The organism is Marinobacter sp. G11 (genome assembly GCF_021282325.1).
GTDB lineage: Bacteria > Pseudomonadota > Gammaproteobacteria > Pseudomonadales > Oleiphilaceae > Marinobacter > Marinobacter vinifirmus.
This window is the reverse complement of the sequence record NZ_JAJSPB010000073.1, coordinates 1-3,132: the sequence shown is the minus strand read 5'-3', so window position 1 is coordinate 3,132 and position 3,132 is coordinate 1. Positions and strand designations below refer to the sequence as shown.

Genomic DNA, 3,132 nt, shown 5'->3' with positions numbered 1-3,132 from the left:
TGATTACCAAACACCGGATGAGGTGTACTACCAACAACCCATGACCCTGGCAGCTTGAGCCGGGAATACAGCCGGATCAGAGCTTAACTGCACCTTCAGGCTGTCCAACTGATGGGGTCCACCTCAAATATCAAAAATACTCTTATAATTCAAGGAGTCAGAGAAATCAAAATAAGAAAAATTCAAGATTGCAATCAGGCACAGCAGCTGGATTTCGAGAACACGCCATAGTAAATACTTTGGCGCAGTCATCAGCTTCCTACAACCTGCCTACACCTTCAGGTTCCCTTATTTTTCATTTTCAGTTTAATTATTTCTGGATCAGGCATAAAATCTGATAGAACGGTCACAGCAATCCCTTTAAGCCTAGCTTCCATGATTTCGGAGTTCGCCACCTGCCCTCCTCCAAAATAAATCATTTCACCATATCTGGCCGCCTCGACCATATAGCTATCACCATTCTCGGTTTTCACTTCCCAGGTCCCATGGGGATCAGAAACTAGCAGGACATACTCACAAAATCGAGAAACGTCTTCCGAATTCACCTGATCCGAAACAATGCCTAAGGTGGACACTCCCATCTCTCGGGCAACCTCATACACTAGGCCAATTCCCACTGAGGTCGCCCCACTCACGACAATGAGACGGTCGCCATATCTTACTTTGAGATTTTCAAGGTTCTTCCTGACCTCATCACGCACAGCCTCGGGATTCTCGTAACCCAAACCACTGTATCCACCGAAAACAATCACAAACTTCCCTTTCAAAAGCTTCCTGAACTGGTCAACATCTATGAATTCCGTCATTGTTTTTTCCCTGACACTAAACAACCTGGATATTTTGTCTGTTTACCATCTCCAGCCACTGCTCATCCCTTGCCAAAAGAGTCGTATAAATATTTCTGGACGTCTCCAACAGCTTATAGAAATCATTTCTATTTTTTAAGTTCTGCTCCAAAACTTTCTTATGCATTTCCAGCTGGGTAGCTACTTTCTTGTGATCGTCAGACAAATCAGACAGTTTCAGAAATCCGTTAAGAGCGTGAATTGCGCCAACCATCGCAGGAACAAACACTGTCAGAATCAGCAACGAATTCCAGTGCAATACAAGATGGCCAACCGCTCCAAGTAAAGCCAGTCCAAAGCCAACCCCGCCTATATTGTTACTCAGTGACTCTATATTGTGATAGGCATTAGCTTTGTTTCTGTTATACGTGATTTGACAGTTTTCCCCTGAGAGATGTGAAAGTGTTTCCTGTACAACTGCGGTTAAATTTTCCGAACTAGGATCTGCCTCTGCTCGGCTCAAAAGCTCTGAGAATTTTTTATAGCGAAGCTTCTCAGCCTCGGCTCGTCTGTTTCTCCATTTACTTCTAAGCTTCGCTTTTGAGGCATAAGAAACCAGAGCGATTACTAGAGCCATTGCAACCACTTCGGTTATACCCAAGGCCAAATAGAGGCCTCCATGAAGCTCAAAAGCAGTCGGTGCTATAGCGGAGAAAATGATCACGGCACTTAAAATAGCGACAAGAACTCCAATTCCTCTGTACGCATTCCCCAACAATGTTGCCTCATCATCAAAATCCTTGAAGGTTTTAAGTTCAGGTAAACTACCTTCGCCAGCAGCCGATTGATCACTACCGGTATTATGCTGGAAATCAAACGCACTCATATTAGCAATGTATTTTTTATAAACAGACGCAAAAAATTTTTTCATATTCTTCCTAGAATCTGGTCAGCCAAACAATTGCTCAACGATTACTCATCGAAGAAAATGGACAGTGTTTGTCAAAATGCTCAATACTAACCCGATCATTAGCAATTGCCCTCCCCACTTCTCGTAACGGCTCGATAAGCTCAACGCCATCCAGCAATTCAAGAGGTAAATCGGCCAGATGTTCACAGCTAATTCGCTTCAAGGACTTTCGAGTAAGATCTACATTGTATCTGGCATACGTAAACAGCTTTTTCTGCAGTGGAGCTCGCGTACCGATCAAGTCTCCAATCTCTCCATCTAGCACATCACCAGCCAAGCAGTTACCCAAAAGTCGACACATCTTGTCCTGTTCTATAATATTTGCATAGATCAGGGCTTTGGGCGCAGATTTCGCAGTATATAGAAGGTTCATCTTCTGAGGGTCTAGGTCTGGCGCCGAATCCGGGTGCATGCCGGTGCCGATAGATATTAGAAGCAGATCTTCTTCAGTTGCTTTCCAGTTCAAGTTGTACTCCGGAAGCGTTGCATTGAGAAACATCATGAATGCGGGGTTGTTGTAAGGTGTTAGCGCCCCATCAACAAATGTAAATTTGTTATCCCCAAGCTGCATCTCCTCAGCTTTATAAAAAGTCGGCGCAGCAGTGCTCGCTCTTACAACACGCCACAACGGAATATGCAAGTTGTTTTCATCACCACAGTCGACACGATTGTATTTTGCTTTCGGGTTGTTCGTCAGCGGCCAGGGAGAATCTGTGGTTGCATTCCTCAATACAACCATCAGCAGTGTTTTTAAGCGATCAGTCCCAAGCGTGGTGGATTCGCCAAAGGTTTCCTTCAGGATCCTCTCAAGTTCCTTATGGCTGTACCGGTTGTACCAAAGGCGTTCCATCAATCCAGCGCGTTTGAACATGGTTTTACCACGCTCAGTGTAGAGAGACATCAGCTCATCTACTGCCATGCCCATAGATAGGCCCGTAGCAATGATCGCTCCCGTACTCGTTCCACCAATAAAGTCGAACCAATCTGACAAAACCAAATCATCTTTGCCTGTGTGCCCTCGAAGCTCACTCTCGATTTTGGAAAGAACCTCCAGCGCTACTACGCCCCGAATTCCACCGCCATCGATAGATAACATACGATGGCTCCGGTCGGTCGCAAGCCTTTCATTCAAATGATGAACACTCATTCACTACCCCAGCTTGATCTCATATTTTTGGTTTTAATACTGAACCATCCGCTGCATATTCTGCACCCAGGCCGCCTTAAACGCGGCATCCCCGGCAAACAACTTCCTGAATCCGTGAGTTCAACCGGCTGAAACTGTATCCAAAGCCTGCAATAACAAAGCCTTGGGCGATATAATAGCACCTGACATCCATTCACCCAGTCAGTGCATTTAGTTCATGCGTACTTTCA

The 3,132-nt window shown here is 45.1% G+C and carries 3 protein-coding genes; all 3 read right to left on the bottom strand.

Going from position 1 to position 3,132, the window contains the following annotated elements:
* Window positions 1–278 precede the first annotated feature (278 nt).
* From LWH94_RS18935 to LWH94_RS18925, 3 genes are read right to left on the bottom strand one after another with little or no spacing between them, the layout of a single operon-like run.
* The gene (locus LWH94_RS18935) at window positions 279–806 is read right to left on the bottom strand and encodes a hypothetical protein (RefSeq protein ID WP_232903282.1); all 528 of its coding nucleotides are present in this window, start codon (window positions 804–806) and stop codon (window positions 279–281) included.
* A gap of 16 nt (window positions 807–822) precedes the next feature.
* Window positions 823–1,716, bottom strand: a complete 894-nt coding sequence (locus tag LWH94_RS18930; protein ID WP_232903281.1) for a hypothetical protein — start codon at window positions 1,714–1,716, stop codon at window positions 823–825.
* Between the two features lie 34 nt (window positions 1,717–1,750).
* Window positions 1,751–2,902, bottom strand: coding sequence for a patatin-like phospholipase family protein (locus LWH94_RS18925; protein ID WP_232903280.1), 1,152 nt, complete (start codon window positions 2,900–2,902; stop codon window positions 1,751–1,753).
* Window positions 2,903–3,132 lie beyond the last annotated feature (230 nt).